The following is a 25,642-nucleotide window of genomic DNA, read 5'->3' as shown; positions in this document are numbered from 1 at the left end:
GAGATCGCCCTCAGAGCGGAATGTTGTCGTGCTTCTTCCAGGGATTCTCGAGCTCCTTGTCGCGAAGGAGCGCGAGCGCGCGGGCAAGCCGCGGCCGCGTGGAATGCGGCATGATCACTTCATCGATATAGCCCCGCTCCGCCGCGACGAAGGGGTTGAGGAAGCGGTCTTCATAAGCCTTGGTATGGGACGCGATTTTCTCTTCGTCCCCAAGGTCCTGACGATGGATGATCTCCACCGCGCCCTTGGCGCCCATCACCGCGATCTCGGCGGTCGGCCAGGCATAGTTCAGATCGCCGCGCAGATGCTTGGACGACATCACGTCATAAGCACCGCCATAGGCCTTGCGGGTGATAACGGTGACTTTCGGCACCGTCGCTTCCGTATAGGCAAAGAGCAGCTTCGCACCATGCTTGATGAGGCCGCCATATTCCTGCGCGGTGCCCGGCAGGAAGCCCGGCACATCGACGAAGGTGACGATCGGAATATCGAAGCAGTCGCAGAAGCGCACGAAGCGCGCGGCCTTGCGGCTCGCATCGCTGTCCAGCACGCCCGCCAACACCATGGGCTGGTTGGCGACGACGCCCACCGTGCGGCCCTCGATACGGCCAAAGCCGGTAATGATGTTCTTGGCGAAGTTTTCCTGCAGCTCGAAGAAGTCGCCCTCGTCCACCGTCTTCTGGATCAACTCCTTCATGTCATAGGGCATGTTGGGGTTGCGGGGGATAAGCGTGTCGAGCGACGGCTCGTTACGGTCCTTGTCGTCGAAGAAAGGACGCTCCGGCACCTCATCGCGGTTCGACGACGGCAGGAAGTCGATCAGGCGACGAATTTGACCCAGCGTGATGACGTCATTGTCCCAGGCGCCGTCCGCGACCGAAGATTTCACCGTGTGAATGGACGCACCGCCCAGCTCTTCCGACGTAACGGTCTCGTTCGTCACCGTCTTCACCACATCCGGGCCGGTCACAAACATGTAGGAGGTATCGCGCACCATGAAGATGAAATCGGTCATCGCCGGCGAATAAACGTCGCCGCCCGCGCAAGGCCCCATGATGACGGAAATCTGCGGGATCACGCCCGAGGCCAGCACGTTGCGCGTGAACACTTCGCCGTAACCGCCCAGCGCATCCACACCTTCCTGAATGCGCGCGCCGCCCGCGTCGAACAGACCGATGATCGGCGCACCGGTCTTCAGCGCCATGTCCTGTACCTTGGTCATCTTGCGGGCATGGGATTTCGACAGCGAGCCGCCAAAGACGGTGAAGTCCTTCACGAAAAGATAGACCGGGCGACCGTTGACGGTGCCCCAGCCGGTGACGACGCCGTCACCCGGGATCTTCTGTCCGTCCATCCCGAAATCGTGGCAGTCATGTTCCACGAACATGTCGAACTCCTCGAAGGAGCCCTCGTCGAGCAGAAGCTCGATGCGTTCGCGGGCCGTCAGCTTGCCCTTGGAATGCTGCGAGTCGATGCGCTTCTGACCGCCGCCGAGCCGCGCTGTGGCACGCCTCTCCTCAAGCTGGCGAAGAATTTCCTTCATGCCGCCCCCTTATTTGCTGGCTGGCTTCCCGCCGCTGGAAAACAGGCGGGCTGTGGCCGGGCGTGATGACATTATCCGGCGCCGGAAACCGCCTGCCCTCTCCCGATCGGAGACGCAGGCCGGCTGCGAACGCCTTCCCTGTGCGAGGCGCTTTCAATAGCACCCTGCACGAAAAATTGCCAATGGTACGCGCGGTTTACGGCGGTTTTCCGGGGGCACGGGCCATGCCCGGCGCGCCGACGCTGCGTCAGACCGGTTCTCGGTCCAGCAGGGCCAGAAACCGCGCGGTATCGGCAATCTCCGAGCGGCGGGTTTCAAGGCGGATTCGCTCCTCCTCATCCTCCCCGCAAAGCTGTTCCGCCCAGGCTTCTTCAACATGGGCCGCCTGGTGGACCGCCTCCGCATCCATCCTGCCCCGCACCATCGCCAGCGCGATCAGGGCAGAGCCCGTCAGCGTGGTCATATTGTGGAGCGCTGCGACCCGGAAGGCATCGAGCCCGCTCACGGTGCGGCGCAGCCGGTCCAGCGCATCGGCATCCTGCGGCACCTGAATGAGGCCGCTGGTCGTGACGAAGGCGGCCCCGAGTTCGTCACGCGCCCAGTTGAGTACCGGATCCCAATGCGCGGCCTGCAGGGCCACGAGCCCCTCGGGATATTCCGCCCGGTAGCAGGTGAGGTCCGAGCCGCCGAATTTGACGATTTCCTCCGCCACTATGTCATGGCGCGGCTCCACCAAATCGAGCGCGGTATTGGCAAGCCGTGTGAGCCACATGACACGCGGATCGATTTCCTCGGTCTGCGCCTCCCATTCCTCGGCCATGGCGCGGGCCAGCGCCTCGCTGGGCACGACAAGCGCCCGGCGCGAAGGGGTCTTCACGCCCTTGCCGTCCAGCAGCACCGTATGCCCGTCCTCCAGCGGCGCGGCCTCCGCTTTCTTGTAGAAGCGTTTGGGCAGCTTTCTGAGCTTCTGTCCGCCGGGATGGGCGGCCTGCTCGTCGCCTTCTTTTCGTTCGGCGAGATCGAAAATGCCGCCGCTCTTGTCGCTATCGTCCTGCATGAAATCCTTACTCGAAATCCTTACTTGCCGAATAGATTGCCGATGCCCTTGCCGACATCCTCAAGCGCGCCGCCGACGCCTTCCGCCGCGCCCTTGGCAGCACCGCCAACGGTCTCGCCGACGCCCTTCACGAGGCCCGTCATGCCGCCATCCTTCGCCGCCGTCGCGGCTAGCGCGGCGCAACCGCCGGAACTGGCAACCGACTGATCGCCGGTGCTCATCAGCGGCAGGAGCGCGCCCACACCGCCCGTCAGCGCAGTACCGGCCACCGCCGTCGCCACGCCGGTGACCACGCCCGTCCTGTCGAGACCAGCAGAGGGCGATGCCAGCGGCCCTGACAGGCGCACCGGAAAGGCAAGGCTGACAAGCGACGGGTTCTTGGGCTTGGGCTTCAGCAACAGGTCGACATATTCCGACCCGAGATTGACCGTGCCGCTGCCCGTGGTGACGAGGCTGTCCGTCTCCAGCGCCAGCGCCTTCGACGTGCCGACGCCTTTCTTGAAATCGAACCGGCTCAGCGCGCAAACAAGCTTTGCGCGGTCGCCCTTCTCGCCATTGGGAATGAGGACATTCACCAGATCGTCCGACACCATCGCGAAGGCGCGTGAATTGATACTGCCCTCGCCGAGCGCAAAATTGGTCTGGCCGTTCGCACTGGCCGCGATCGCATGGAGCGAAGCGCCGCGCCCTCGAAGTTCCGCGCCGAAATCGGCCTTGGCACTCAGAAGGTCGGTCACATCCGCATCGCTCAGGAGACGGCCGAAATCCAAGGCGGAAGACTTCGCATCGAGGCTCATCGACTTTGCCTTGCCGTTGACGCCGATATCCGCCGTGATGGGACGGTCGCGATATCGCACGCTCAAAGGCAAGTCGAGTTTACCGTTGCCGATTTTGAGCGGCGCCTTGAAATCCGTGAGCGTCACGCCGCCGTAAACGAGCTTATCAATGGAAAGGTCGAGATCGACATCCACCGTTTCGAGCGCATCGAAAGGAAGCGGATCGCTGCTGAAAAGTTTGCCGCCCGACTTTCCGCCGGAAGAACCGGTCTTGCCGCCTTTCAGCAGCGGCGTCACATCGAGTTCCGGGCTCGTAAATGCGCCTTTCAGCGTCAGCCGCTTGTTCGCGCCGCGCTTCAACGACAGGTCGCCGCTGACGCTGGTATCGCCGATGGTCAGCGCCGTTCCCTTGAGCGACAGATCGGAGGCATCACCGGAAACGACCGAGTCGAATGAAATCTCGGTGCCGTTCACCTCGCCCTTCACTCTGACATCGGTGGAGCTGAACCCCGGATCGAGCCGCACCTCGTCGAAGCTGGCTTCGTTCACCTTGCCCGTCACGCCATCGCGATAGGTGATGGCGAGATCGGCGATCTTCACATCGGGGATGCTCGCCAGGCTGGGACCGCCCGAATTGTCTTCCGGTTTGGCAGGCTCGGGCGCGGCGCCGGTCGACAGCTCCCAGTTACCCACGCCCTTCCTGTTCGTCTCCAGATAGATATCCGCGCCGTCGATCTCCACCGAGCGCGCATCGATCTTCCCGCTCAGCAACGGCAGAAGAGCGACCTGAATGCCGAGCTTCTTCGCGGTGAGCATGTTCGGCCTCGAACCCCAATCGGCATTGGCGAAGCTCACATTCTCCGCAACGACCGTGGGCACCAGCGAAACACCGATATGGAGCGGCCCCGAAATCTTGAGCTCACGCCCCGTGGCCTCTTTCGCCGCCTGCTCGATCTGCGGCGCAAAGCGCCCGAGATCGACGAAACTGAGCGCGACCAGCGCGCCACCCAAAACGAGGACGAGAACGACGAGAACCTTCAGCAGACCCTTCATGTCACTACCTCTTATCCTGTTGGCGCTTCCGCCGCCCATAAGCGATCCAGTGCCGGCAGAAGCTCGTCGAAATGGGTAAGCACCTTCCCGGCGCCGGCACGCCTCAGCGTGTCCACTTCATGATAGCCCCAATCGACACCCAGCGCATATGCGCCCGCGGCACGGGCCATCTCCATGTCATAAGTCGTATCGCCCACGAGCACCGTGTCGGCGGGCTCCACACCCGCCTCCCTGATGGCGCGGCGCAGCATTTCCGGATGCGGCTTGGACGGTGCATCGTCCGCCGTCTGAAGGGTCATGAAATAGCGCCCGAGCCCATGCGCCTCCAGCGCGTGACGGAGCCCTCGCTGCGACTTGCCCGTCGCGACGCCCATCAGCACATGGTCGATGGCATAGAGCCCTTCCAGCGCGGCCCGCGCGCCCTCGAAGAGCGGCTCCACCAGATCGGCCCGTTTGCGCAGTTCGAAAAACGCATCCTTATAAGCCAGCGTCAGCTCGTCCCGCTTCGGCGCTTCCACATGCGGCACCAGCGTCGCGATGGCCTCGTCCAGCGACAGCCCGACAATCGACAGCACCTGCTCGCGCGGCAGCGGCTCCATCTCATGCTTGGTGAAGGCATGAGACATGGCAGCGACGATCATGTGCTGGCTGTCGATCAGCGTGCCGTCGCAATCGAAAACCACAAGTTTCAGGCGATCACTCAAAGCTCAAGCTCCTCGAAGGGGTTCTCGTCGTCTTCCAGGTCGAAGGCGAGCAGCTTCCAGCTCTTCTGCATATGCGGCGGCAAAGGCGCGACAAGATGCAGACGTTTGCCTTTACCTGCCGGATGCGCAATGTCAAGCGAGCGCGCATGCAGATGAAGCTGACGCGGAATCTCGCCGCCCGGATGGGCATTGACGCCGCCATATTTCCCGTCGCCCACGATAGGCGTTTCGATGGCCGCCGCATGGGCGCGGATCTGATGGGTACGCCCTGTCATCGGCATGAAAGCGACCCAGGCAAGTTTGTAGGACGCCGTGCCGACAACCGCATAATGCGTCTCGGCATATTTGCCGTCGGGATCGCCTTTGGCGGCGGGGAACACGCGCTCCGCCCGCGGCCCGCCCTGCTTGGAGAGCGCCAGCTTGATGGTCCCGCGATGCGGCATCGGCACGCCCACCACCAGCGCCCAGTAAACCTTGCGGGCATCCTTCTGCTTGAAGGCTCGAGCAAGCTCCGTCGCGGCCCTGGTATTGCGCGCCAGAACGAGCACGCCGGACGTATCGCGGTCCAGCCGGTGCACAAGCTTGGGCCGTTCGCTCGCATCGAATGTGAGTGCGTCGAGCATCCCGTCCAAATGGCGCTCGGTCTTCGTTCCGCCCTGCACGGCAAGTCCCGCCGGTTTGTTGATCGCAATCACATCATCGTCGCGATAGATGACAAGCGAACGAACGAAGTCTGCATCTTCATCGGAGAGCTTCTGTTCCTTTTTCGGCGCAGGCTTTTCGATATCGTCGCCCATCGGCGGCACGCGCACGGTCTGCCCGGCCTCAAGCCGCAGATTGGCCTTGGCCCGAGCGCCATCCACACGAACCTGCCCGGTGCGCAGAAGCTTTTCGAGACGGCCATGCGTCAACGCCGGGTAACGGCGTTTGAACCAGCGATCAAGCCGCGTCCCGTCTTCAGCCTGCGAAACCTCGATCTGCTCGACAGCGCTCATACAAGAACCAATCGTACGAAATAAAGCCCGGCGAAGAGAGCCGCGATCGCGCCTATCACCGAGCCGCCCACATAGAGCAAGGAAAGAAGCCCATCACCGCGCTCCATCATATTGGCCGCATCGAGAGAGAAAGCGGAGAAGGTCGTGAACCCGCCAAGAAGGCCCGTCATGACGAAGCTGCGCATTTCAGGAGAGAGGTGGAACTTCAGCGCCAGCCCCTCCGCGACAAAACCCATAATGAAAGAGCCGATCAGGTTCGCACTGAAAGTGCCCCACGGAAAACTGGAGCCGAACCAATGCAGCATCTGCGCGCTAAGCAAGTATCGTCCACTCGCGCCGACAGCGCCGCCAATTGCCACTGCGAAAAGTCCGTTCACTGACCCTTCTCCTGTCTGAGTTTCTGCCAATAAGCCAGCCGCTTTGCGATCTCGCGCTCGAAACCGCGATCCACCGGCGAATAGAATTTCTGGCGCGTCATCTCCTCGGGGAAATAATCCTGTCCCGAAAACGCGTTCGGCGCGTCATGGTCGTATTCATAGCCTGCGCCATAGCCGAGATCTTCCATCAGCCGCGTCGGCGCATTGAGGATATGAGCGGGCGGCGAGACGGAGCCCGTCTCCTTGGCCGCGCGCTTCGAGGCGCCGAAGGCCTTGTACCCAGCATTCGATTTCGGCGCCATGGCGAGATAGATCGTCGCCTGCGCCAGTGCCAGATCGCCCTCCGGCGAGCCCAGGAAATCGAAAACCTCCTTGGCCGCCAGCGCCTGGTGTACCGCTTGCGGATCGGCCAGACCGATATCCTCGATTGCCGCGCGCACCAGCCGTCTGGCAATGAAGAGCGGATCTTCGCCGCCGACAAGCATGCGCGCCAGCCAATAGAGCGCCGCATCGCAATCGGAGCCGCGAATGGATTTATGGAGCGCGGAGACGAGGTTGTAGTGCCCCTCCCGCCCCTTGTCGTAAAGCGGCGCCCGTCGCTGAATGGCGGCAATCAGATCGGCGGTTTCGAACGGCTCGTCCGGCGCCAGCGCATAAACCTCTTCGGCCAGGTTCAGCGCATAGCGCCCGTCGCCATCGGCCATGGCGCGGAGGCTTGCCCGCGCCTCGTCGGTCAGCGGCAGCGGGCGACCCTTATGCGCCTCGGCACGCGCCAGCAGTTCCTCCAGCGCGGCATCGTCCAGCCGGTTCAGCACCAGCACCTGCGCACGGGAGAGAAGCGCGGCATTGAGCTCGAAAGACGGGTTCTCCGTCGTCGCGCCCACCACCGTCACCGTCCCGTCCTCCATGACCGGCAGGAAGCTGTCCTGCTGGGTCCGGTTGAAGCGGTGGATCTCATCCACGAAAAGCAGCGTCCCCTGCCCCGTCTGGCGGCGCGCCCGGGCGGCGTCGAACACTTTCTTGAGGTCCGCCACACCGCTGAAGATCGCCGACATGGGCTCGAAATGGAGCCCCACCCGGTTTGCCAGCAGCCGGGCGATGGTCGTCTTGCCCGTGCCGGGCGGCCCCCAGAGGATAATCGAGGAGAGATGCCCGGACGCCAGCATCCGCGCAAGCGGTCCCTTCTCGCCCAGCAGATGCGACTGGCCGACCACCTCTTCCAGCGTCTGCGGGCGCAGCTTGTCGGCGAGCGGGCGCGGCGCCCCCTCATCCATTCCGGCTGCTTCGAAAAGATTACTCATGCGCGGGATTTATCACGTTTGCCGGGCGTACTCACCAGCGCCCGGGAAAGCCGGTGCAAAAAACTGGGTGTGCGACAATTTGCAATTGCGAATGCCTTGCAATAACGGTTCAGCCATGGCATATTGCCAGCGAAATGGGGATAAAGCCCGACCGAAGGGAAGGCCAACAGCATGATCGTCTGCGTCTGCAATGCCATCAGCGACCGTTCCGTAAAGCAAACGCTCGCGACCGCGCCGCATATTGCAACGCCGGCCGCCCTCCACCGCGCCCATGGCTGCAAGGCCCAATGCGGCCGCTGCCTGCCGAGCCTGGCCGAGCTGATCGCCGAAGCGAAGCTCGAAACCGCTCTCGCCTCCTCTGTTCAGGCCGCCGATTAATCCACAAATCGGTTCTTTTCACCGTTTGACCCCGTTCGCCTGAAGGGGGACGATGGGCATGAGATTCCCCCCGCGCGATCCAAGAGGCACCCCATGAAAGGCGACACTAAGGTCATCGAGTATCTGAACCGGGCGCTGAAGATGGAACTGACCGCCATCAACCAGTATTTCCTGCATGCCCGCATGTTCAAGGACTGGGGCTTCAAGCGGATCGCGGACAAGGAATACGAAGAATCCATCGATGAGATGAAGCATGCCGACAAGCTCATCGAACGGATCCTGTTCCTGGAAGGCCTGCCCAACCTGCAGGATCTCGGCAAAATCTATATCGGCGAAGACGTCGTCGAGTGCCTCGAATGCGACCTGAAGCTGGAGATGGAAGCGCAAGCCTTCTATCGCGAGGCCGTCGCCTTCTGCGAGGGCGCCAAGGATTATGTCACCCGCGAGCTCTTCGAGGACATTCTCGAAGGCGAGGAAGAGCATATCGACTTCCTTGAAACCCAGCTCGACCTGGCGAAGAAGGTCGGCAGCGAAAACTATCTCCAGACCCAGATCGGCGAAGGCGGAGAAGGCTGAGGCGCCTTACCCGCTTACCGTCGCACTGAAGACCCGGTCGCCCCGGCGCACCGAGAAATCCCATTGCGCACGGCTCGTGCCGACAAGACCGGTAAGGTCCTTCACTCGCTCGATCTTGCGCCGGTTGACCTCCAGGATCACATCGCCGCGCTGGAACTTGATGCGCGACGCGGGCGAGCCCTGCTCCACGTCGAGCACAACCACGCCGCCCTGCCCGCCCATCACCGACAGGCCGAGACGGTCGGCAATGGCCGGCGAGAGATTGGCGACACGCATGCCCGAAAACGGATTGCGTCCGTCGATGCTGGTTTCATGCGCGGGCGGATCTTCCGGCGGCGCCACAAGCATGACACGCGCCGTGTGCACATCGCCGTCACGCATATAGGAAACATCCGCCTTGCCGCCGAGCCCCTTCGTGGCGAAGCGGTAGCGCACCGCGGCCGGATCGATGACGTCATGCCCGTCCACGGCGCGGATCACATCGCCGACCTTCAGGCCCGCCTTCGCGGCAGGCCCGTTCGGATAGATGTCGCGAATAATGCCGCCGCCAGACCGGTCGAGCCCGAGCGAACCTGCCATCTCCTTGTCGACCGCCTGAAGCTGCGCGCCGAGCCAGGGCCGCTTGATGTGACCGCCATCGCGCGCGCCGTCCACGATGAGGCGCACCATATTGGCCGGAATGGCAAAACCGATCCCGACACTGCCACCCGATTGCGAGAAGATCGCCGTGTTGATGCCGGCAAGCTTGCCATCCATGGTGACGAGCGCCCCTCCGGAATTGCCCGGATTGATCGCCGCGTCGGTCTGGATGAAGAACTGATAGTCGGAAACGCCCACATGCGTGCGCGCCAGCGCCGACACGATGCCCGTGGTCACCGTCTGTCCCACGCCGAACGGATTGCCGACGGCCAGCACCAGGTCCCCGACTTCGAGCGTATCTGAATCCCGGAACTTCAGATAAGGCAGATCCTTGCCCTTCGTATCGATCTTCAGCACGGCGAGGTCGGTGCGCTTGTCCGCAAGCACCACCTTCGCATCGAATTCGCGCCGGTCCGTCAGCGCGATGGTGAGCTGTTGCGCGCCGTCGATCACATGATTGTTGGTGACGATGAGCCCGTCTTTGGAAACGATCACGCCCGAGCCGAGCGATTGCGCCACCCGCTCGCGCGAGGGGCCGCCCGGAACCTGACCGCCGAAAAACCGCTGGAAAAAGGGATCGTTGAAGAGCGGTGAGGCCCGCTCCTTCACCACGCGCCGCGCATAGACATTCACGACGGCAGGCGCGACACGCTTCACGACGGGCGCATAGGAAAGCTGTATCTGCTCGCGGCTCTGCGGCACCTGCGCGTCGGCGCGCGCCTTGCCGGCGGTCCACGGAAAAAGCGCCAGGGTGACGCTGAGCACGACCGCCGTGACCAGCATCAGCACCACGCTTCCAAATGACGATTGCGACATAATCTCCACCAACATACGGCTCGCCCCCCGGCAGAAACCGACAGGTAGCTCATGGCCTCACATCCCACCCGTCCATTCCGACCGCCGCAAACCGATTTTCCGGGTTCGTCACATCGCTTTCAAGCGCCGATATACGACCTGACCGAATTGTCACAAAGAAAAGGGGCGGCTGCCCAAAGCAACCGCCCCTTTGAAATCTCTGTTCGCTCTGAAGGATCAGGCGTTTTCGAGCGCCGCTTCCTGCTCGCCCTCGACATAGACCGGACCGGAATCCTGTCCGCGGGCCGTCTCGTCGCGGTCGACGAACTCGATCACGGCCATCGGCGCGCTGTCGCCATGGCGGAAGCCGGCTTTCAGAACGCGGGTGTAGCCGCCATTGCGCTCTGCATAGCGCGGTCCGAGCACGTCGAACAGCTTCGCCGCCCACTCCTTGTCCGGCAGGGCCGAATAGGCCTGGCGGCGGGCATGGAGGTCGCCACGCTTGCCGAGCGTCACCAGCTTCTCCACATAGGGACGAAGCTCCTTCGCCTTGGGCAGCGTCGTAACGATCTGCTCATGTTTGATCAGCGCGACAGCCATATTGGCGAGCATCGCCTTGCGATGGCTTGCCGTCCTGTTGAGCTTGCGGCCGGAATTTCCGTGACGCATGACCCGTCTCCTTGTCTATTGCGGCGTCTCCCAGACGCTGCGGTCAACTCAAACGCCCGATTGGGCAATCAATACTGGTCTTCGTAGCGCTTGGCCAGCTCTTCGATATTCTCCGGCGGCCAGTTCGGCACTTCCATACCAAGATGGAGCCCCATCTGCGCCAGCACTTCCTTGATCTCGTTCAGCGACTTGCGGCCGAAATTCGGCGTACGGAGCATTTCGCTCTCGGTCTTCTGAATGAGGTCGCCGATATAGACGATGTTGTCGTTCTTCAGGCAGTTCGCCGAACGGACCGACAATTCCAGCTCGTCCACCTTCTTGAGAAGGGCGGCATTGAACTCGAGTTCCGGACGGGTCTCTTCGACCTGCTTCTGCTCGGGCTCTTCGAAATTCACGAAGGTCTGGAGCTGATCCTGCAGGATGCGCGCGGCATAGGCCACCGCATCGTCCGGCGAAATCGCGCCATTGGTCTCGACCTGCATGGTGAGCTTGTCATAGTCGAGGATCTGGCCTTCGCGCGTGTTTTCCACCTTGTAGGAAACGCGCTTCACCGGGCTGTAAAGGCTGTCGATCGGGATCAGGCCGATCGGCGCATCTTCAGGCCGGTTGCGGTCCGAAGCCACATAGCCCTTGCCCTGCGACACGCTGAATTCCATACGCATCTCGGCGCCTTCATCGAGCGTGCAGATCACCAGCTCCGGGTTCAGCACTTCGATATCGGCCGGCGCGGTGATGTCGGCAGCCGTCACGATGCCGGGACCGGTCTTGGTCAGCGTCATGCGCTTGGTGCCTTCCGCATGCATGCGGAGCGCGAGCTGCTTGATGTTCAGAATGATGTCCGTCACATCCTCGCGGACGCCCGCGATGGAGGAGAACTCGTGCAGCACACCATCGATCTGCACCGCGGTCACCGCCGCACCCTGCAGCGAGGACATCAGCACACGCCGCAGCGCATTACCGAGCGTCAGACCGAAACCGCGCTCGAGCGGCTCGGCAACCACGGTCGCGAAACGCTGGGCATCATGGCCCGGATTGATCTCAAGCTTGTTCGGCTTGATCAGCTCTTCCCAGTTCTTCTGGATCACGTCTTGAACCTCGTGCCGTTAACGGATGCCGTTGGCATCCGGGCGGGCTAACCCGCCATCTGAGCTGTTTAACGTCCCCTCCACCATTCATTCGTGCGAGCGGACGTGACGAACCCGGTGCCGGCATGCAACGGGCTCTGTCAGATAGGTCGTGTCAGACGCGGCGACGCTTCGGAGGGCGGCAGCCATTATGCGGGATCGGCGTCACGTCGCGGATCGACGTCACGGTGAACCCGACGGACTGCAGCGCGCGAAGCGCGGATTCACGGCCGGCGCCCGGACCGCAAACTTCGACCTCAAGGGTCTTCATGCCATGCTCCTGGGCCTTCTTGCCCGCATCTTCGGCAGCCATCTGCGCGGCGAAGGGAGTGGACTTACGGCTCCCCTTGAAGCCCATCATCCCGGCCGAAGACCAGGAGATCGCATTCCCCTGCGCGTCGGCGATGGTGATCATGGTGTTGTTGAACGTCGAATTCACGTGAGCAACGCCCGACGAGATATTCTTACGTTCCTTGCGCTTCACGCGCGCCTTTTCCTTGGCCATGCGTCTCTAAACCTCTTGTGCCGCGAGCAACAAGCATCCGCGGCTGAAAACCTTCGAAACTTACTTCTTCTTACCGGCAATCGCCTTGGCCGGCCCCTTGCGGGTGCGCGCATTGGTATGCGTGCGCTGCCCGCGAACCGGAAGCCCGCGACGATGGCGCAGACCGCGATAGCAGCCCAGATCCATCAGACGCTTGATGTTCATCGCGACGTCGCGGCGAAGATCGCCTTCCACGAGATAGTCGCGGTCGATCGATTCGCGGATCTGAATGACCTCGGCATCTGTCAGTTCATTGACGCGACGCTCGGCCGGAATGCCGACCTGATCACAAATCTCTTTCGACTTGGCATCACCGATGCCGTGAATATAGGTCAGTGCGATGACAACCCGTTTGTTGGTCGGGATGTTGACGCCAGCGATACGAGCCAATGTTTTCTCCTGCTCACCCAGAGCGTTTTCGGCGAAAACGCTCTAACTCTTATGGTTAGATCGCCCTTTTCGGAAAATCGCCCCTGTCTTCACAAGGGGGGCACTTTTCCTTAAAGCGACCTGGAATCGCTTACACGGCGCCTGCACGAAAAACCGGTTGTTCAGCTCCGGAAAAACCGCGGAAACCCGCCAATTTTTCGGACCCAACCGGAATCTACATCATCGGAGCCGTCGCGAAGGCCGGGATTATAGGATTTACCCCACCCCAGTCAACCGCGTTAAGCGAGATTCCTCTTTGTTTTTCAACGTCCAACCGGCTTACAGCCGGAAAATCCTTAAACTCCGAGAGCCGCCTCGATCTGGCGGGTCACCTCGTCGATATCTTTCATGCCGTCCACGGTCTTGAGCTGGCCCTTGCCCGCGTAATAGGCGGAGAGAGGCGCCGTCTGCTCATGATAGACCTTGAGGCGCTTCGCCAGCGCCTCTGCATTGTCGTCTGCGCGCGGACCGCCTTCGGTTTCCGCCGCGCGGCCTTCGATACGCGCCAGAAGCGCATTGTCGTCGACCTTAAGTTCAACCACAGCATCGAGCTGGGTGCCGTTACGGGCCAGCATCGCGTCCAGCGCCTCGGCCTGGGCCACATTGCGCGGAAAACCGTCCAGGATATAGCCCTTGGCGCAATCCGGCTCGGCAATGCGATCCTCGATGATGCCGACCACAAGCTCGTTCGGCACAAGCTCGCCGGCTTCCATCAGCTTTTCGGCCTTCTTGCCGACTTCCGTCCCGGCCTTCACCGCGGCGCGCAGCATGTCGCCGGTGGAAAGTTGGGTAAAGCCATACCGCTCTTCCAGCCGTTTTGCCTGGGTTCCCTTACCCGCCCCGGGCGGACCAAGAAGAATGAGTTTCATCGGCGCTGCCCCCGCAGTTTCGACTTCTTGATGAGTCCTTCATACTGGTGAGCCAGCAAATGGCTCTGGATCTGCGAGACCGTATCCATGGTCACGCTGACGACGATCAGCAGCGACGTACCGCCGAAATAGAACGGCACCTTGTACTGCGAAATCAGCACTTCCGGCAGCAGGCAGACGGCGACGAGGTAGATCGCGCCAACAAGGGTAAGCCGCGTCAGTACGTAGTCGATATATTCCGCCGTGCGGGTGCCCGGACGGATGCCCGGAATGAAGCCGCCATACTTCTTCAGATTGTCGGCCGTCTCCTGAGGATTGAAGACGATCGCCGTGTAGAAGAAGGCGAAGAAAATGATACCGGCAGCATAAAGCAGCATATAGAGCGGCTGACCATGCGCCAGCAGGGCCGTCATCGTGTTCAGCCATTCAGGCCCCTGCCCGCCGCTGAAATTGGCGGCCGTCACCGGCAGCAGCAGCAACGAGGAGGCGAAGATCGGCGGAATCACACCGGCGGTGTTCAGCTTCAGCGGAAGATGCGAGCTGTCGCCGCCATACATCTTGTTCCCGACCTGTCGCTTTGGATACTGCACGATCAGTTTTCGCTGCGCGCGCTCCATGAAGACGATCGCCATGATAACCGCGACGATCATGACGACGAGGAACAGGATCACGAAGGTGGACAGCGCCCCTTCCCGGCCGAGTTCCAGCGTGCCGACGATCGCATGGGGCAGCTGCGCCACGATGCCAGAGAAGATGATGAGCGAGATACCGTTACCGACGCCGCGCGAGGTGATCTGCTCGCCAAGCCACATCAGGAACACGGTACCGCCCACAAGCGTGATGGTCGTCGTCGCCCTGAAGAAGAGCCCCGGATCCATCACCACGTTCTGGGCGCCTTCAAGGCCGATCGCGATGCCATACCCCTGGATCGCCGCCAGGAACACCGTGCCGTAACGCGTGTACTGGTTGATCTGCTTGCGTCCCTGCTCACCTTCCTTCTTGAGCTGCTCAAGATGGGGCGAAACGCTCGTCATCAGCTGGATGATAATCGACGCGGAAATATAGGGCATGATCGCCAGCGCGAAGATCGCCATGCGACCGACCGCACCGCCCGCGAACATATCGAACACGCCGAGCAGGCCCGACTGCTGCTGGTTAAAAACACGCGCCAGCGCCGCCGGGTCGATGCCGGGCAGCGGAATATAGGTGCCCAGCCGGTAAACGATGAGCGCACCCAGTGTGAACCAGATGCGCTTTTTCAGCTCTTCCGCCTTCGCAAACGCGGAGAAATTAAGATTCGCTGCAAGCTGTTCCGCCGCTGATGCCATTCAACTCACCTCTGCGCCGATCGCCTGGCGCCCCTTGAGAAATGCGAATCCCGTTTAACTCACGCGCCGCCGATTACTCGGCAGCAGCTTTCGCCTTGGCTTTCGGCTCGACAACCGTCACCGAACCGCCGGCCTTCTCGACCGCGGCCTTGGCCGCTTCGGACACGCCCGCAACCTGGAAGTTGAGTTTGGCCTTGAGCTCGCCCTTGTTGAGTAGGCGCACGCCATCCTTCACCCGGCGAAGGACACCGGCCTCGACCAGCGCAGCCGCATCGACCGTCGCGCCATCGGCAAGCTTGCCGGCTTCGACCGCCTGCTGCACACGGCCGAGATTGACCGTGTTGTAGTCCAGCCGGAACGGATTCTTGAAGCCGCGCTTGGGCAGGCGCATGTGGATCGGCATCTGGCCGCCCTCATAGCCCTTGATCGCCACGCCGCTGCGGGACTTCTGGCCCTTCACACCGCGACCGCCGGTCTTGCCCTTGCCGGAACCGATACCGCGGCCCACGCGCATGCGCGACTTGCGGGCGCCTTCATTGTCGGCGATTTCATTGAGTTTCATTGGCTTTGCCTCTGCAACCACTTGAGCCCGATTAGCCTTCGTCCACGATGCGAACGAGGTGGGGCAGCTTATTGATCATGCCGCGAACCGCCGGCGTATCGGCAAGGGTCCGCGTCTTGTGCATCTTGTTCAGTCCAAGACCCACCAGCGTGGCACGCTGGTCCGCCTTGCGGCGGATCGGGCTTCCGATCTGCTGAACCGTGATGGTCTTCGCCGACTTCTTGGCAGCCATTGTCAGTTACCTCTCCGCGCTTACTCGAGGCCGCTTTCGGCGGCGGCATCGGAACGACGGCCAACGATGTCGCTGACCTTCTTCCCGCGGCGCGCCGCAACCATACGCGGGCTCTGCTCGTTCTTCAGCGCGTCAAACGTCGCGCGAACCATGTTGTAGGGATTGGAGGTGCCGAGCGACTTCGCCACGACATCCTGCACACCCAGCGTCTCGAAAACGGCGCGCATCGGACCGCCGGCGATGATGCCGGTGCCGGGAGGCGCAGCGCGAAGCACAACGCGGCCCGCGCCATGACGGCCATCGACATCGTGATGCAGCGTACGCCCTTCACGAAGCGGAACCCGGATCATCGAGCGCTTGGCGGCCTCGGTCGCCTTGCGGATCGCTTCCGGCACTTCACGCGCCTTGCCGTGACCAAAGCCGACACGGCCCTTCTGGTCGCCGACAACGACGAGCGCGGCAAAGCCGAAACGACGGCCGCCCTTCACCACCTTGGCGACGCGATTGATGTGGACCAGCTTGTCCACGAATTCGCTGTCGCGATCTTCCCGTTCACGATTGTCTTTACGTGCCACGTTCAAATTCCCTTAGAAGTTGAGTCCGCCCTCGCGCGCACCGTCCGCGAGCGCCTTGACCCGACCGTGATAGATATAGCCGCCGCGGTCGAACACCACTTCGGTGACGCCCGCATCCTTGGCACGCTTTGCCAGCAGTTCGCCAACCTTGCTCGCCGCATCGACATTGCCGCCGGCCTTGATGCCGAGATCCGGATCGAGCGACGAGGCGTGGGCAAGCGTCTTGCCCTCCTTATCATCGATCACCTGGGCATAGATATGCTTGGACGAACGGAACACCGAGAGCCTCGGGCGCCCATTCGCGTTTTTCGCGAGCCGCGAGCGGTTGCGCATTGCGCGCCGCTGGGAAAGGGTCATGTTCTTCATGGATACACCCGATTACTTCTTCTTGCCTTCCTTGCGGAAGATGTACTCGCCGGCATATTTCACGCCCTTGCCCTTATAGGGCTCCGGAGCGCGATAGGCGCGGATTTCCGCCGCCACCTGACCGACGCGCTGCTTGTCGATACCGCTCACTTCGATCTCGGTCGGCTTCGCACACTTGATCTCGATGCCGTCCGGGATCGGATACTTCACGTCATGGCTGAAGCCGAGATTGAGCTGGAGCGCCTTACCCTGCACTGCTGCACGGTAACCGACACCGTTGATCTCGAGCTTCTTGGTGAAGCCTTCGGTCACGCCCGTCACCAGGTTCTGCACCAGCGTACGGCTCAGGCCCCACATGGCACGGCCACGCGGCGCGCCTTCGCGCGGCTGCACGGAGATGCCTTCGTCGCCCATCTCCACTGTGACGTCGTCAACCAGCGTCAGTTCCAGGGTCCCCTTCGGGCCCTTTACCGACACCTTCTGGCCGTCGATCTTCGTTTCGACGCCCTTCGGAACCTCAATGGGTCTTTTGCCAATTCGAGACATGGTCTCTGCTTCCTGTCGTCAACTCGTTGCAGCCGGTCTGACGCGTCTTAGAAGACGCGGCACAGGACTTCGCCACCTACATTCTGTTCCCTCGCCGCCGCGTCGGACATAATGCCCTTCGGCGTGGAGAGGATCGAAATGCCGAGCCCGTTATGGACCGTCGGCATCGTCTTGACCGAAGAGTACACCCGGCGGCCCGGCGTCGAGACACGCTCGATCTCCCGGATGACCGGCTCACCCTCGGTATATTTCAGTTCGATCTCGAACTCGCTTTTGCCGTCGGCATATTCGGTCTTCGAATAGCCGCGGATAAAGCCTTCTTCAGCGAGAACGTCGAGCACCCAGCCACGAAGCTTGGAAGCCGGCGTAACCACCTTGGATTTGCCGCGCGTCTGCGCGTTGCGAATCCGGGTGAGCATATCGCCAAGAGGATCGGACATTGTCATGCGCGTAGTCTCCTTACCAGCTCGACTTCACCATGCCGGGAATCTGCCCCTTGGACGCGAGGTCCCGGAGCGCGATACGCGACATGCGCAGCTTGCGGTAGTACGCCTTGGGACGACCGGTGACTTCGCACCGGTTATGAAGACGCGTCTTGGACGAATTGCGCGGCAGCTCGTTGAGCTTGAGCTGCGCCTGGAAACGCTCTTCCATCGAAAGAGACCCGTCCTTAGTCATCGCCTTCAGCTTGGCGCGCTTTTCGGCATACTGCGCAACAAGCTTGCGGCGCTTTTGATCCCGGTTGATGGCGCTTTTCTTAGCCATTCCTACCTCCGTCGGGTCCGCCCCATGCGGACCGTGAGAAACTTACTTCGTGAACGGGAAGTTGAACTTCCGAAGCAGCTCGCGCGCTTCGTCGTTCGTGTCCGCCGTGGTGCACACGATGATGTCCATACCCCAGACCTGATCGACCTTGTCGTATTCGATCTCGGGGAAAACGATGTGTTCTTTGAGTCCCATCGCAAAGTTGCCGCGCCCGTCGAAGCTCTTCGGGTTCAGGCCGCGGAAGTCACGCACGCGCGGCAGCGCGATGGTGATCAGCCGGTCGAGAAACTCATACATGCGGTCGCGGCGCAGCGTAACTTTTACGCCGATCGGCATGTCTTCGCGGAGCTTGAAGCCCGCGATCGACGTCTTGGCCTTGGTGATAACCGGCTTCTGACCGGTAATCGCCTGCAGGTCTTCAAAGGCGGACTTGATCTTCTTGGAATCGCCGACAGCTTCGCCGACACCCATGTTGATCACGACCTTGTCGATCCGCGGGATCTGAAGCAGGTTCGCATAGTTGAACTGCTCCTTCATCTCGCCACGAATGGCCTCGTTATACTGTGCGCGCAGACGCGGCGCGTAGCTCTGTGCTTCAGCCATCGATCACATCTCCCGACGCCTTGGCGAACCGGACCTTGCGGCCGTCGTCCAGCGTCTTGAAACCAACTCGCGTCGCCTTGCCGGAAGCCGGATCGGCAATGGCGAGATTCGACAGGTGAATGGACGCCTCGCGGGTCGAAATACCACCGGCCGACACCTGGGACGGCTTCTCGTGGCGCTTCACCATGTTCACGCCCTGAACCAGAGCGCGGGACTCTTTCGGGAGCACGGCGAGAACTTCGCCGGTCCTGCCCTTGTCCTTGCCCGTGAGGACAACGACCTTGTCACCCTTTTTGATCTTCTGGGCCATCAGAGCACCTCCGGGGCCAGCGAGACGATCTTCATGTGGTTCTTCGCGCGAAGTTCGCGGGTCACCGGACCGAAGATACGGGTGCCGATCGGCTCGCCCTGGTTATTCACAAGCACCGCCGCGTTGCGGTCGAAACGGATGACGCTTCCATCTGCGCGGCGGATATCCTTCGCGGTGCGAACGATCACGGCCTTGACCACATCGCCCTTCTTCACCTTGCCGCGCGGAATGGCTTCCTTCACGCTGACGACAATGATGTCGCCCACGGAAGCGTATTTCCGCTTGGAACCACCCAGAACCTTGATGCACATCACGCGACGCGCACCAGAGTTGTCGGCGACCTCCAGGTTTGTTTCCTGCTGAATCATAACTTAATCCGCCTTCGCTCGGACCGAACCTCACCCCTACGGGATCAGGACTCGTCCGTAATGACTTCCCATCGCTTGCTACGAGAGTGCGGGCGGCATTCCTGGATCTTCACGATCTGGCCGACCTTCGCCTGATTGCTCTCGTCATGAGCGTGATACTTCTTGGTGCGGCGCACGATCTTCTTCAGGAGCGGGTCCTTGAAGCGGCGCTCGATATTCACTGTCACCGTCTTTTCGTTCTTGTCGCTGACAACGACACCCTGGAGGATTCTCTTCGGCATTGCTTTCGTCCTCAGCCCTTATTCTGTTCAGCCGGCGCGCTCTGCCGCTGCATGGTCTTGATCCGCGCAATATCGCGGCGGATCTGACGGAAGCGTGCAGTCTTCTCCAGCTGGCCGCTCGCCTGCTGGAAGCGAAGGTTGAACTGTTCCTTCTTCAGCTTCACCAGCTCGTCGTCGAGCTGATCCGGCGTCATATCTCTCACTTCACTGGCCTTCATGGCCCGACCCTTTCATTTCGTCGCCGCCGCACGGCGGGAAATTTGCCTTAACCGACCTCAAGCTCAACCGTGCTCACCGGGACGCGACACGAAGCGCGTCTTGACCGGAAGCTTGGCCGCACCGAGACGCAGCGCCTCTTCGGCGATCGCGTGCGGAACACCGTCGATCTCGAACATGATCCGGCCCGGCTTCACCTTGGCCGCCCAATATTCCGGCGTCCCCTTACCCTTACCCATACGGACTTCGGTCGGCTTCTGGGAAACCGGGACATCCGGGAAGATGCGGATCCACACACGGCCCGCACGCTTCATGTGACGCGTGATCGCACGGCGTGCCGCCTCGATCTGGCGCGCGGTCACTCGAGCCGGCTCCTGGGCCTTGAGGCCATAGGCGCCGAAATCCAGATTCGTTCCGCCCTTGGCAGCGCCGTGAATACGGCCCTTGTGTTGCTTGCGGAACTTTGTGCGCTTCGGTTGCAGCATCGTCGTTACTCTCTATCGCTCGATCGCGGGAATGTTTCCGTCCCGCCGATTGTGCTTAAGCCCTTTTAGCCGTTCTGGTGCTCACGGCGCTGACGCTGGCCACTGCCATCGCCTTCCAGCGCGCGGCGTTCGGACGCCATCGGATCGTGCTCAAGGATTTCGCCCTTGTAGATCCAGACCTTCACGCCGCAGGTGCCGTAAGCGGTCTTCGCCGTCGCAACGCCGTAGTCGATGTCGGCGCGCAGCGTGTGAAGCGGCACACGGCCTTCGCGGTACCATTCCGTGCGTGCGATTTCTGCACCGCCCAGACGGCCCGAGCAGGTGATGCGGATGCCGCCCGCGCCGAGACGCATGGCAGACTGCACCGCCCGCTTCATCGCGCGGCGGAACGCCACACGGCGCTCGAGCTGCTGCGCGATATTCTCCGCGACCAGCGTCGCATCGATTTCGGGCTTGCGAACTTCGACGATATTCAGATGAACTTCCGAATTCGTCATCTTGCTGATCTTGCGGCGAAGGACTTCGATGTCCTGGCCCTTCTTGCCGATCACCACACCCGGACGCGCCGTGTGGATGGAGACGCGGCACTTCTTGTGCGGGCGCTCGATCACGATGCGCGAAACGCCGGCCTGCTTGACTTCCTTGGCCAGGAACTCGCGGATCTTCAGATCCTCATGCAGCAGCTTGCCGTATTCGTGACGGCCGGCGTACCAGCGGGAGTCCCAGGTGCGGTTGATACCCAGCCGCAGACCGATCGGATTAACTTTATGACCCATCAGGCCGTCTCCTCGACTTGGCGAACGACGATCGTGAGCTGGCTGAACGGCTTCTCGATGCGGCCCACGCGACCACGCGCACGGGCATGCCACCGCTTCATCACCAGATTCTTGCCCACATAGGCCTCGGAGACGACGAGATCGTCGACATCGAGGTCGTGGTTGTTTTCCGCATTCGCGATCGCGCTCTGCAGAATCTTCTTCACGTCCTTCGCGATACGCTTGCGCGAGAAGGTCAGGTCGGCCAGAGCCGTCTCCACCTTCTTGCCGCGAATGGTCTGCGCGACGAGGTTCAGCTTCTGCGGGCTGATGCGGATCATGCGACCCACGGCCTGCGCCTCATTCTCAGGCAGACGCCTTTTTGCTGCAGGTTTGCCCATGGCTTACCTCTTCGCTTTCTTGTCGGCCGTGTGGCCGTAATAGGTCCGCGACGGCGAGAACTCGCCGAGCTTATGGCCCACCATGTCTTCCGTGACCAGGACCGGCACATGCTTCTTGCCGTTATGCACACCGAAGGTCAGGCCGACAAATTGCGGCAGGATGACCGAGCGGCGGCTCCAGGTCTTGATGACTTCCTTGCGTCCCGAAGAACCCGACTTCTCTGCCTTCTTCAGCAGATACCCGTCGACGAAGGGGCCTTTTTTGACTGAACGAGCCATAGTTAGTTCCCTTAACCCTTACGCTTGTGACGGCTACGGACGATATATTTGTCGGTCGCCTTGTTGCTGCGCGTGCGCTTGCCCTTGGTCGGCTTGCCCCACGGCGTCACCGGATGACGGCCGCCCGAAGTACGTCCTTCACCACCGCCATGCGGATGGTCGACCGGGTTCATAACCACACCGCGAACATGCGGGCGCTTGCCCATCCAGCGCTTGCGGCCGGCTTTCGCGATCGTGATGTTCATGTGGTCCGGATTGGACACCGCGCCGATCGACGCCATGCACTCACCCGAAACCATGCGCGTCTCGCCGGAAGAAAGGCGAAGCAGCGCGTAACCCTGGTCGCGGCCGACGAGCTGCACATAGGCACCCGCGGACCGTGCGATCTGACCACCCTTGCCCGGCTTCATCTCCACATTGTGGACGATGGTGCCGACCGGAATGTTCTTCAGCGGCATCGCATTGCCCGGCTTCACGTCGACGCGCTCGCCCGAAACCACCTTGTCGCCAGCCTGCAGACGCTGCGGCGCCAGAATGTAGCTCAGCTCGCCATCGTCATACTTGATGAGCGCGATGAACGCGGTCCGGTTCGGATCGTATTCGAGGCGTTCCACCGTCGCAGAGACGTCGGCCTTGCGGCGCTTGAAGTCCACGAGACGATAGCTGCGCTTGTGCCCGCCACCGCGGAAGCGCGTCGTCACGCGGCCCTTGTTGTTACGGCCACCCGACTTGGTGAGGCCTTCCGTCAAGGTCTTCACGGGCTTGCCCTTGTGAAGACCCGACCGGTCCACGATCACCAGGCCGCGTTGCGCCGGGCTTGTCGGTTTGTACTTTTTAAGTGCCATAGCTTTAAGCTTCTTACCTTGGCGGCCCTAGCGGACCAATTCCTCAAAGACCCGTCGTGATGTCGATCGAATGGCCCTCTTCGAGGGTCACGACCGCCTTCTTGACGTCGCTCTGCTTACCCTTGATGCCGCGGAAACGCTTCGTCTTGCCCTTCCGGTTCAGCGTGTTGACCGCTTTCACCTTCACCTTGAAGAGAGCTTCGACCGCTTCCTTCACCTGAGGCTTCGTCGCGCTATCGACGACCTTGAAAACCACCTGGTTGTTCTCGGCCGCGAAAGTCGACTTCTCGGTGATGATCGGCGCCACGATGATGTCGTAATGCGTCTCGCTCATTTGAAGCGCGCCTCCAGGCTCTCGACTGCGGCCTTGGTCAGCACGAGCTTCTCGCGCCGCAGAATGTCGTACACATTGATGCCCTGCACCGGCAGCACATCCACATTCGGGATGTTGCTCGCCGCCTTGGCGAAATTCGAGTCGAGCTCCGCACCGTCGATGATGAGTGCATTGCTCAGCCCCAGCTTCGCGAAGGCTTCCTTGGCGGCCTTGGTCTTCGGCTCGGCGAGCTTCGCCTCGTCGATGATGACGAGATTGTCGCTCTTGGCCTTGCTCGAAAGAGCATGGCGCAGCGCAAGCGCGCGAACCTTCTTGGGCAGGTCGATCGTGTGGCTGCGCACAACCGGACCGAACGCCTTGCCGCCACCGCGGAACTGCGGCGCCTTGCGGTCACCGTGACGCGCACCGCCAGAACCCTTCTGACGCACGAACTTCTTGCCCGTGGCCGCGATCTCGCTGCGGCCCTTCGTCTTGTGCGTGCCAGCCTGACGCTTGGCTAGCTGATAGCTGACCATGCGATGCAGGATGTCCGCGCGGGGTTCCAGCGCAAACACTTCGTCGAGAAGCTCGACAGAGCCCGCCTTGCCGGCGTCGAGCGTGGTTACGTCCGCCTTCATCACGCACCTTCCTTGTCGGCGCCTTCGGCACCATTCGTCTCTTCAGCCGGCGCTTCGGCGGGAGCGTCTTCGGCAGCCACTTCCGCGGCTTCCTCGGCAGGCTTCGCAAGCTCTTCGCCAGCCCGGCGGAACGCGCCCGGCATCGGGGCTTCGTCGGGAAGCTTGGACTTCACCGCGTCGCGAAGCATGATCCAGCCGCCCTTGGAGCCCGGCACCGCGCCGCGCACCATGATGAGACCGCGCTCGGGATCGGTCTGCACCACTTCCAGGTTCTGCGTCGTCACACGACGCGCACCCATGTGGCCGGCCATCTTCTTGCCCTTGAACACCTTGCCGGGGTCCTGGCACTGACCGGTCGAGCCGTGGCTGCGGTGGCTGATCGACACGCCATGCGTTGCACGCAGGCCGCCGAAATTGTGCCGCTTCATCGCACCCTGAAAGCCCTTACCGATCGACGTGCCGCAGGCATCGACGAGCTGGCCGGCGACGAAATGATCCGCCGTCAGTTCCACGCCCACGTCGAGCAGGTTTTCCGGGGTCACGCGGAACTCCACGATCTCCCTCTTCGGCTCGACGCTCGCCACGGCAAACTGGCCGCGCTGCGATCTGGACACGTTCTTCGCCTTGGCAAGCCCGGCACCGAGCTGAACGGCGGTGTAGCCGTTCTTTTCCTCGGTACGCTGGCTGACAACCTGGCAATTATCCAGCTTCAGCACCGTCACTGGTACATGCCGCCCGTCTTCGGTGAACAGGCGGGTCATGCCCATCTTTTTGACAATCACACCGGAACGCATGGTCCCATTCCTCGTCTTGATCCAGAAAACAAGCTGCTTAGAGCTTGATTTCCACGTCCACACCGGCCGCCAGGTCGAGCTTCATAAGAGCGTCTACCGTCTGGGGCGTGGGGTCCACGATGTCGAGCACACGCTTGTGCGTCCGAATTTCGAATTGCTCACGGCTCTTCTTGTCGATATGCGGGCCGCGAAGCACCGTAAATTTTTCAAGCCGCGTCGGCAGCGGGATAGGACCCAGAACCTGGGCGCCCGTACGCTTCGCCGTGTTCACGATTTCCCGCGTGGACACGTCCAGCACACGGTGGTCGAAACCCTTGAGCCTGATGCGGATCTTCTGCTGTTGCATCTTCAATCCTTGCCTGTAATCGGCTTGGGCGGGGCGCGCCGCCAAGGCGCGCCCTCACCTGTTTCTTACATCACTCGATGATCTTGGAGACGACGCCGGCGCCGACGGTACGGCCGCCTTCGCGGATGGCGAAGCGCAGCTTCTCTTCCATCGCGATCGGCGCGATCAGCTGAACCACCATCTTCACATTGTCGCCCGGCATGACCATCTCGGTCCCTTCCGGAAGCGTCACCACGCCCGTCACGTCCGTCGTGCGGAAGTAGAACTGCGGACGGTAGTTCGTGAAGAACGGCGTATGACGTCCACCTTCATCCTTCGTCAGGATGTAGGCCTCGGCCTCGAAACGCGTATGCGGCGTGATCGAACCCGGCTGGCACAGAACCTGGCCGCGCTCCACGTCTTCGCGCTTCGTACCGCGAAGCAGAACGCCCACATTGTCGCCCGCCTCGCCCTGGTCGAGCAGCTTGCGGAACATCTCGACGCCCGTGCAGGTCGTCTTCTGCGTGTCCTTGATGCCGACGATTTCAAGCTCGTCGCCAACCTTCACGATACCGCGCTCCACGCGGCCCGTCACAACCGTGCCGCGACCCGAGATCGAGAACACGTCTTCGATCGGCATCAGGAACGGCTGGTCAACCGGACGCTCCGGCTGCGGAATGTAGTCGTCGACCGCGCGCATCAGCTCGAGGATCGCATCGGCACCGATCTTGGGATCGCCGCCTTCAAGCGCCACGAGAGCAGAGCCCTTCACGATCGGAATATCGTCGCCCGGGAACTCGTAAGCCGACAGAAGCTCGCGGATTTC

38 protein-coding genes are annotated in these 25,642 nt (G+C 61.8%); 2 read left to right on the top strand and 36 right to left on the bottom strand.

All coding sequences use genetic code 11. The features are described 5' to 3' along the window. Positions 1–10 precede the first annotated feature (10 nt). From ACSSVQ_RS00190 to ACSSVQ_RS00160, 7 genes are all read right to left on the bottom strand, one after another. On the bottom strand, positions 11–1,543 hold the full coding sequence (locus tag ACSSVQ_RS00190) for an acyl-CoA carboxylase subunit beta (RefSeq protein ID WP_293328291.1): 1,533 nt from the start codon (positions 1,541–1,543) through the stop codon (positions 11–13). Positions 1,544–1,790: 247 nt separating this feature from the next. Further along, positions 1,791–2,600: an ATP12 family chaperone protein gene (locus ACSSVQ_RS00185; RefSeq protein ID WP_454180333.1), complete on the bottom strand. Its 810-nt coding sequence runs from the start codon at positions 2,598–2,600 to the stop codon at positions 1,791–1,793. Between the two features lie 20 nt (positions 2,601–2,620). Beyond that, on the bottom strand, positions 2,621–4,429 hold the full coding sequence (locus ACSSVQ_RS00180; RefSeq protein WP_454180332.1) for an AsmA family protein: 1,809 nt from the start codon (positions 4,427–4,429) through the stop codon (positions 2,621–2,623). An 11-nt stretch (positions 4,430–4,440) separates the two neighbouring features. Continuing rightward, positions 4,441–5,133, bottom strand: a complete 693-nt coding sequence (locus ACSSVQ_RS00175; RefSeq protein WP_454180331.1) for an HAD family hydrolase — start codon at positions 5,131–5,133, stop codon at positions 4,441–4,443. Beyond that, positions 5,130–6,128, bottom strand: coding sequence for an RluA family pseudouridine synthase (locus ACSSVQ_RS00170; RefSeq protein ID WP_293328295.1), 999 nt, complete (start codon positions 6,126–6,128; stop codon positions 5,130–5,132). Before ACSSVQ_RS00170 ends, ACSSVQ_RS00175 begins: the two co-directional genes overlap by 4 nt. Then, the gene (gene crcB, locus ACSSVQ_RS00165) at positions 6,125–6,505 is read right to left on the bottom strand and encodes a fluoride efflux transporter CrcB (protein ID WP_293328296.1); all 381 of its coding nucleotides are present in this window, start codon (positions 6,503–6,505) and stop codon (positions 6,125–6,127) included. Before crcB ends, ACSSVQ_RS00170 begins: the two co-directional genes overlap by 4 nt. After that, positions 6,502–7,806 carry a replication-associated recombination protein A gene (locus tag ACSSVQ_RS00160; protein WP_454180330.1) on the bottom strand — a complete coding sequence of 435 codons (1,305 nt, stop codon included), beginning with the start codon at positions 7,804–7,806 and terminating at the stop codon, positions 6,502–6,504. Before ACSSVQ_RS00160 ends, crcB begins: the two co-directional genes overlap by 4 nt. A gap of 171 nt (positions 7,807–7,977) precedes the next feature. Here ACSSVQ_RS00160 and ACSSVQ_RS00155 point away from each other — a divergent pair, with 171 nt between their 5' ends. After that, positions 7,978–8,184, top strand: a complete 207-nt coding sequence (locus ACSSVQ_RS00155) for a (2Fe-2S)-binding protein (protein ID WP_293328298.1) — start codon at positions 7,978–7,980, stop codon at positions 8,182–8,184. Positions 8,185–8,277: 93 nt separating this feature from the next. Beyond that, a complete protein-coding gene (gene bfr / locus ACSSVQ_RS00150) occupies positions 8,278–8,760 on the top strand; it encodes a bacterioferritin (protein ID WP_454180329.1) in 483 nt (160 codons plus the stop codon). Between the two features lie 6 nt (positions 8,761–8,766). Here bfr and ACSSVQ_RS00145 read toward each other — a convergent pair whose 3' ends face one another. The 29 genes from ACSSVQ_RS00145 to ACSSVQ_RS00005 form a co-directional block, all read right to left on the bottom strand. Then, positions 8,767–10,230 carry a DegQ family serine endoprotease gene (locus ACSSVQ_RS00145; RefSeq protein WP_454180328.1) on the bottom strand — a complete coding sequence of 488 codons (1,464 nt, stop codon included), beginning with the start codon at positions 10,228–10,230 and terminating at the stop codon, positions 8,767–8,769. A gap of 201 nt (positions 10,231–10,431) precedes the next feature. Continuing rightward, positions 10,432–10,863, bottom strand: a complete 432-nt coding sequence (rplQ, locus tag ACSSVQ_RS00140) for a 50S ribosomal protein L17 (protein ID WP_293328301.1) — start codon at positions 10,861–10,863, stop codon at positions 10,432–10,434. 68 nt (positions 10,864–10,931) lie between these two features. Beyond that, positions 10,932–11,948 (bottom strand): DNA-directed RNA polymerase subunit alpha, encoded by a 1,017-nt coding sequence (locus tag ACSSVQ_RS00135; RefSeq protein ID WP_293328302.1) that lies wholly within the window; start codon positions 11,946–11,948, stop codon positions 10,932–10,934. A 154-nt stretch (positions 11,949–12,102) separates the two neighbouring features. Then, positions 12,103–12,492, bottom strand: coding sequence for a 30S ribosomal protein S11 (gene rpsK / locus ACSSVQ_RS00130; RefSeq protein WP_167089670.1), 390 nt, complete (start codon positions 12,490–12,492; stop codon positions 12,103–12,105). A 60-nt stretch (positions 12,493–12,552) separates the two neighbouring features. Then, a complete protein-coding gene (gene rpsM / locus ACSSVQ_RS00125) occupies positions 12,553–12,921 on the bottom strand; it encodes a 30S ribosomal protein S13 (protein WP_293328303.1) in 369 nt (122 codons plus the stop codon). Between the two features lie 335 nt (positions 12,922–13,256). After that, the gene (locus tag ACSSVQ_RS00120) at positions 13,257–13,829 is read right to left on the bottom strand and encodes an adenylate kinase (protein WP_293328304.1); all 573 of its coding nucleotides are present in this window, start codon (positions 13,827–13,829) and stop codon (positions 13,257–13,259) included. Beyond that, positions 13,826–15,157 carry a preprotein translocase subunit SecY gene (secY, locus tag ACSSVQ_RS00115; RefSeq protein WP_293328305.1) on the bottom strand — a complete coding sequence of 444 codons (1,332 nt, stop codon included), beginning with the start codon at positions 15,155–15,157 and terminating at the stop codon, positions 13,826–13,828. Before secY ends, ACSSVQ_RS00120 begins: the two co-directional genes overlap by 4 nt. Before the next feature lie 73 nt (positions 15,158–15,230). Then, positions 15,231–15,719, bottom strand: coding sequence for a 50S ribosomal protein L15 (gene rplO / locus ACSSVQ_RS00110; protein ID WP_454180327.1), 489 nt, complete (start codon positions 15,717–15,719; stop codon positions 15,231–15,233). Between the two features lie 31 nt (positions 15,720–15,750). Beyond that, entirely contained in the window at positions 15,751–15,951 is a 201-nt protein-coding gene (gene rpmD / locus ACSSVQ_RS00105; RefSeq protein ID WP_293328307.1) for a 50S ribosomal protein L30, read from the bottom strand. A gap of 20 nt (positions 15,952–15,971) precedes the next feature. Then, entirely contained in the window at positions 15,972–16,526 is a 555-nt protein-coding gene (gene rpsE / locus ACSSVQ_RS00100) for a 30S ribosomal protein S5 (protein ID WP_293328308.1), read from the bottom strand. 12 nt (positions 16,527–16,538) lie between these two features. Beyond that, a complete protein-coding gene (gene rplR, locus ACSSVQ_RS00095; protein ID WP_293328309.1) occupies positions 16,539–16,892 on the bottom strand; it encodes a 50S ribosomal protein L18 in 354 nt (117 codons plus the stop codon). A 12-nt stretch (positions 16,893–16,904) separates the two neighbouring features. Continuing rightward, positions 16,905–17,438 (bottom strand): 50S ribosomal protein L6, encoded by a 534-nt coding sequence (gene rplF / locus ACSSVQ_RS00090; protein WP_293328310.1) that lies wholly within the window; start codon positions 17,436–17,438, stop codon positions 16,905–16,907. A gap of 47 nt (positions 17,439–17,485) precedes the next feature. Continuing rightward, the gene (rpsH, locus tag ACSSVQ_RS00085) at positions 17,486–17,884 is read right to left on the bottom strand and encodes a 30S ribosomal protein S8 (protein WP_293328311.1); all 399 of its coding nucleotides are present in this window, start codon (positions 17,882–17,884) and stop codon (positions 17,486–17,488) included. Positions 17,885–17,897: 13 nt separating this feature from the next. Then, on the bottom strand, positions 17,898–18,203 hold the full coding sequence (gene rpsN / locus ACSSVQ_RS00080; RefSeq protein WP_293328312.1) for a 30S ribosomal protein S14: 306 nt from the start codon (positions 18,201–18,203) through the stop codon (positions 17,898–17,900). 42 nt (positions 18,204–18,245) lie between these two features. Continuing rightward, entirely contained in the window at positions 18,246–18,806 is a 561-nt protein-coding gene (gene rplE / locus ACSSVQ_RS00075) for a 50S ribosomal protein L5 (protein ID WP_293328313.1), read from the bottom strand. Next, the gene (gene rplX, locus ACSSVQ_RS00070; RefSeq protein WP_293328314.1) at positions 18,799–19,116 is read right to left on the bottom strand and encodes a 50S ribosomal protein L24; all 318 of its coding nucleotides are present in this window, start codon (positions 19,114–19,116) and stop codon (positions 18,799–18,801) included. The genes rplE and rplX overlap by 8 nt, the downstream gene beginning before the upstream one ends. After that, a complete protein-coding gene (gene rplN, locus ACSSVQ_RS00065; RefSeq protein ID WP_167089696.1) occupies positions 19,116–19,484 on the bottom strand; it encodes a 50S ribosomal protein L14 in 369 nt (122 codons plus the stop codon). Before rplN ends, rplX begins: the two co-directional genes overlap by 1 nt. 44 nt (positions 19,485–19,528) lie before the next feature. Beyond that, positions 19,529–19,765, bottom strand: a complete 237-nt coding sequence (gene rpsQ / locus ACSSVQ_RS00060; protein ID WP_293328315.1) for a 30S ribosomal protein S17 — start codon at positions 19,763–19,765, stop codon at positions 19,529–19,531. A gap of 11 nt (positions 19,766–19,776) precedes the next feature. Continuing rightward, positions 19,777–19,983: a 50S ribosomal protein L29 gene (rpmC, locus tag ACSSVQ_RS00055; protein ID WP_293328316.1), complete on the bottom strand. Its 207-nt coding sequence runs from the start codon at positions 19,981–19,983 to the stop codon at positions 19,777–19,779. A 63-nt stretch (positions 19,984–20,046) separates the two neighbouring features. Beyond that, positions 20,047–20,466 carry a 50S ribosomal protein L16 gene (gene rplP / locus ACSSVQ_RS00050; RefSeq protein ID WP_293328317.1) on the bottom strand — a complete coding sequence of 140 codons (420 nt, stop codon included), beginning with the start codon at positions 20,464–20,466 and terminating at the stop codon, positions 20,047–20,049. Between the two features lie 65 nt (positions 20,467–20,531). After that, on the bottom strand, positions 20,532–21,242 hold the full coding sequence (gene rpsC / locus ACSSVQ_RS00045; protein ID WP_293328318.1) for a 30S ribosomal protein S3: 711 nt from the start codon (positions 21,240–21,242) through the stop codon (positions 20,532–20,534). Next, the gene (gene rplV / locus ACSSVQ_RS00040; RefSeq protein WP_167089706.1) at positions 21,242–21,622 is read right to left on the bottom strand and encodes a 50S ribosomal protein L22; all 381 of its coding nucleotides are present in this window, start codon (positions 21,620–21,622) and stop codon (positions 21,242–21,244) included. Before rplV ends, rpsC begins: the two co-directional genes overlap by 1 nt. A 3-nt stretch (positions 21,623–21,625) precedes the next feature. Then, a complete protein-coding gene (gene rpsS, locus ACSSVQ_RS00035; protein ID WP_167089707.1) occupies positions 21,626–21,901 on the bottom strand; it encodes a 30S ribosomal protein S19 in 276 nt (91 codons plus the stop codon). 11 nt (positions 21,902–21,912) lie between these two features. Further along, positions 21,913–22,746, bottom strand: coding sequence for a 50S ribosomal protein L2 (rplB, locus tag ACSSVQ_RS00030; RefSeq protein ID WP_293328319.1), 834 nt, complete (start codon positions 22,744–22,746; stop codon positions 21,913–21,915). A gap of 43 nt (positions 22,747–22,789) precedes the next feature. Further along, positions 22,790–23,080, bottom strand: coding sequence for a 50S ribosomal protein L23 (locus tag ACSSVQ_RS00025; RefSeq protein WP_293328320.1), 291 nt, complete (start codon positions 23,078–23,080; stop codon positions 22,790–22,792). Continuing rightward, positions 23,077–23,697 (bottom strand): 50S ribosomal protein L4, encoded by a 621-nt coding sequence (gene rplD / locus ACSSVQ_RS00020; protein ID WP_454180326.1) that lies wholly within the window; start codon positions 23,695–23,697, stop codon positions 23,077–23,079. The genes ACSSVQ_RS00025 and rplD overlap by 4 nt, the downstream gene beginning before the upstream one ends. Further along, positions 23,697–24,491, bottom strand: coding sequence for a 50S ribosomal protein L3 (gene rplC / locus ACSSVQ_RS00015; protein WP_293328322.1), 795 nt, complete (start codon positions 24,489–24,491; stop codon positions 23,697–23,699). The genes rplD and rplC overlap by 1 nt, the downstream gene beginning before the upstream one ends. Positions 24,492–24,528: 37 nt before the next feature. After that, positions 24,529–24,837, bottom strand: a complete 309-nt coding sequence (gene rpsJ / locus ACSSVQ_RS00010; RefSeq protein WP_167089717.1) for a 30S ribosomal protein S10 — start codon at positions 24,835–24,837, stop codon at positions 24,529–24,531. Positions 24,838–24,907: 70 nt separating this feature from the next. Next, on the bottom strand, positions 24,908–25,642 hold a 735-nt coding region (locus ACSSVQ_RS00005; protein ID WP_454180325.1), incomplete at its 5' end, for an EF-Tu C-terminal domain-related protein.

It is taken from the genome of Parvibaculum sp. MBR-TMA-1.3b-4.2 (genome assembly GCF_053628815.1).
Note: the sequence above shows the minus strand (reverse complement) of the source record. Positions and strands in the feature narration are given on the sequence as shown.

Coding starts and splice junctions, on each gene's coding strand:
- ACSSVQ_RS00190 (WP_293328291.1), bottom strand. CDS start 1,543: ATGAAGGAAATTCTTCGCCAGCTTGAGGAGAGGCGTGCCACAGCGCGG.
- ACSSVQ_RS00185 (WP_454180333.1), bottom strand. CDS start 2,600: ATGCAGGACGATAGCGACAAGAGCGGCGGCATTTTCGATCTCGCCGAA.
- ACSSVQ_RS00180 (WP_454180332.1), bottom strand. CDS start 4,429: ATGAAGGGTCTGCTGAAGGTTCTCGTCGTTCTCGTCCTCGTTTTGGGT.
- ACSSVQ_RS00170 (WP_293328295.1), bottom strand. CDS start 6,128: ATGAGCGCTGTCGAGCAGATCGAGGTTTCGCAGGCTGAAGACGGGACG.
- ACSSVQ_RS00160 (WP_454180330.1), bottom strand. CDS start 7,806: ATGAGTAATCTTTTCGAAGCAGCCGGAATGGATGAGGGGGCGCCGCGC.
- ACSSVQ_RS00155 (WP_293328298.1), top strand. CDS start 7,978: ATGATCGTCTGCGTCTGCAATGCCATCAGCGACCGTTCCGTAAAGCAA.
- bfr (WP_454180329.1), top strand. CDS start 8,278: ATGAAAGGCGACACTAAGGTCATCGAGTATCTGAACCGGGCGCTGAAG.
- ACSSVQ_RS00145 (WP_454180328.1), bottom strand. CDS start 10,230: ATGTTGGTGGAGATTATGTCGCAATCGTCATTTGGAAGCGTGGTGCTG.
- rplQ (WP_293328301.1), bottom strand. CDS start 10,863: ATGCGTCACGGAAATTCCGGCCGCAAGCTCAACAGGACGGCAAGCCAT.
- rpsK (WP_167089670.1), bottom strand. CDS start 12,492: ATGGCCAAGGAAAAGGCGCGCGTGAAGCGCAAGGAACGTAAGAATATC.
- ACSSVQ_RS00120 (WP_293328304.1), bottom strand. CDS start 13,829: ATGAAACTCATTCTTCTTGGTCCGCCCGGGGCGGGTAAGGGAACCCAG.
- secY (WP_293328305.1), bottom strand. CDS start 15,157: ATGGCATCAGCGGCGGAACAGCTTGCAGCGAATCTTAATTTCTCCGCG.
- rplO (WP_454180327.1), bottom strand. CDS start 15,719: ATGAAACTCAATGAAATCGCCGACAATGAAGGCGCCCGCAAGTCGCGC.
- rpmD (WP_293328307.1), bottom strand. CDS start 15,951: ATGGCTGCCAAGAAGTCGGCGAAGACCATCACGGTTCAGCAGATCGGA.
- rplR (WP_293328309.1), bottom strand. CDS start 16,892: ATGAAGAACATGACCCTTTCCCAGCGGCGCGCAATGCGCAACCGCTCG.
- rplF (WP_293328310.1), bottom strand. CDS start 17,438: ATGTCTCGAATTGGCAAAAGACCCATTGAGGTTCCGAAGGGCGTCGAA.
- rpsH (WP_293328311.1), bottom strand. CDS start 17,884: ATGACAATGTCCGATCCTCTTGGCGATATGCTCACCCGGATTCGCAAC.
- rpsN (WP_293328312.1), bottom strand. CDS start 18,203: ATGGCTAAGAAAAGCGCCATCAACCGGGATCAAAAGCGCCGCAAGCTT.
- rplE (WP_293328313.1), bottom strand. CDS start 18,806: ATGGCTGAAGCACAGAGCTACGCGCCGCGTCTGCGCGCACAGTATAAC.
- rplX (WP_293328314.1), bottom strand. CDS start 19,116: ATGGCCCAGAAGATCAAAAAGGGTGACAAGGTCGTTGTCCTCACGGGC.
- rplN (WP_167089696.1), bottom strand. CDS start 19,484: ATGATTCAGCAGGAAACAAACCTGGAGGTCGCCGACAACTCTGGTGCG.
- rpsQ (WP_293328315.1), bottom strand. CDS start 19,765: ATGCCGAAGAGAATCCTCCAGGGTGTCGTTGTCAGCGACAAGAACGAA.
- rpmC (WP_293328316.1), bottom strand. CDS start 19,983: ATGAAGGCCAGTGAAGTGAGAGATATGACGCCGGATCAGCTCGACGAC.
- rplP (WP_293328317.1), bottom strand. CDS start 20,466: ATGCTGCAACCGAAGCGCACAAAGTTCCGCAAGCAACACAAGGGCCGT.
- rpsC (WP_293328318.1), bottom strand. CDS start 21,242: ATGGGTCATAAAGTTAATCCGATCGGTCTGCGGCTGGGTATCAACCGC.
- rplV (WP_167089706.1), bottom strand. CDS start 21,622: ATGGGCAAACCTGCAGCAAAAAGGCGTCTGCCTGAGAATGAGGCGCAG.
- rpsS (WP_167089707.1), bottom strand. CDS start 21,901: ATGGCTCGTTCAGTCAAAAAAGGCCCCTTCGTCGACGGGTATCTGCTG.
- rplB (WP_293328319.1), bottom strand. CDS start 22,746: ATGGCACTTAAAAAGTACAAACCGACAAGCCCGGCGCAACGCGGCCTG.
- ACSSVQ_RS00025 (WP_293328320.1), bottom strand. CDS start 23,080: ATGAGCGAGACGCATTACGACATCATCGTGGCGCCGATCATCACCGAG.
- rplD (WP_454180326.1), bottom strand. CDS start 23,697: ATGAAGGCGGACGTAACCACGCTCGACGCCGGCAAGGCGGGCTCTGTC.
- rplC (WP_293328322.1), bottom strand. CDS start 24,491: ATGCGTTCCGGTGTGATTGTCAAAAAGATGGGCATGACCCGCCTGTTC.
- rpsJ (WP_167089717.1), bottom strand. CDS start 24,837: ATGCAACAGCAGAAGATCCGCATCAGGCTCAAGGGTTTCGACCACCGT.